This is a genomic window from Pseudomonas sp. D4002, assembly GCF_013385665.1.
In the GTDB taxonomy this organism is placed as follows: Bacteria; Pseudomonadota; Gammaproteobacteria; order Pseudomonadales; family Pseudomonadaceae; genus Aquipseudomonas.
On sequence record NZ_JACAPN010000027.1, the window covers coordinates 1 to 1,347 of the forward strand.

At 59.9% G+C, this 1,347-nt stretch carries 1 pseudogene; it reads right to left on the reverse strand.

Annotation, left to right across the window (positions count from 1 at the left end):
• A pseudogene (locus HX824_RS32995) lies at window positions 1-1,347 on the reverse strand (RHS repeat protein); the annotation flags it as partial.

Below are 1,347 nucleotides of genomic sequence, written 5' to 3' on the forward strand. Positions count from 1 at the left end.
CGGGGGCGGTGAGTTCTTGTGGGGTGCCGAGGTGGTCGAGTTGGTAGTGGAAGGGTTTTGCGTCTTCCGGGCCGTAGCCTTTCAGCAGCGCTAACGGGCGAAAACTGTTGGGTTCGTAGAGGTAGCTCTGGTGGTGATCAGCACTGTGTTCGGCAATCAGCGTGTCGCCTTGCCAGAAGAACTCGGTGGTTTGGCTTTTTATCGTTTTGGCGATACGCCGACCAAACGGGTCGTAGCGATAACTGGCCTGGGTGCCGTCCGGTTGGGTGACGCTGATCAGGCGATGCTGACAGTCGTAGCGGTATTCGGTAACCAACTGTTGAGCCCGGCCCCGGCGTTCGCGCAGCAGATTGCCGAAAGCGTCGTAGTCGTAATGACGGTCGCCTTGCATCAACAAGCGGTTGCCTTTGACGACGCTGGGCCCTACGCGGTCTTGCATCAGCAGGTTGCCCGCCGGGTCGTGGACGAAGCGTTCCTGCAGGTCGTGCGAGTGGTTGGCGCGGGTCAGTCGGTCGAGTGGGTCGTAGTGGTAGTCGTGCTGGCCTTTGCGGGTGTCGAGGATGCGGGTCAGGTTGCCGCGTTTGTCGTAGTCGTATTGGCGGCGCTGGTGGCGTTGTTCCTGTTGGGTGATGGCGTGGGCGTGCAGGCGGCCCTGGTCGTCGTAGTGGTAGTGGCTGAGGAGTTGGCCTTGCTGGCGCTGATGTTCGCGGCCGGATTTGAACAGGTGCGAGGTGAGCAGGTTACCGTTGAGTTCGACGGTGGCGAGGTCGCCGCCTTTGTCGTGGTGAAAGGTGAGGCGGTTGTTATCCGGAAGGCGTAGTTTTTCGAGTTGGCCGCATTCGTCGTATCCATAGCGCAACGTGCCCCAGCCCTGGTGTTCGGCGGTGAGGCGGTTTTGCAGGTCGTATTCGTAATGCAGCGGCCAATGACCGTCGTCGACGCTGAGGAGATTGCCGAGGCGGTCGTAGGTGTAATCGACAATGCTGCGGTCGGGCAGGGTTTTTCTTACGAGGCGACCGGCAGCATCGCGCGCATAACCGGTAACCAACTGACTGCCGTCATCGCCGTATTCGGTCTTTTCCAGCAGATGCCCGGCGAGGTCGTAGGCATAGGCGGTGCGGCGCCCATCAAACCCGGTTTCCTGCTGGATCAGGCCGTTGGCGTGATAGTCGAGCCGATAGGTTTCGCCGACCTCGTTTTCAATCTCGGTCAGTAACAACCGAACATTGTCATAACGGTATTTAAGCTGCGTGCCGTCCGGATTAATCCGGCGGCTGATCAGGTGCAGACCATCGGCGTATTCGTAGCGGGTGACGCGGCCCAACTCGTCGCGCTCAGCAGTGATTT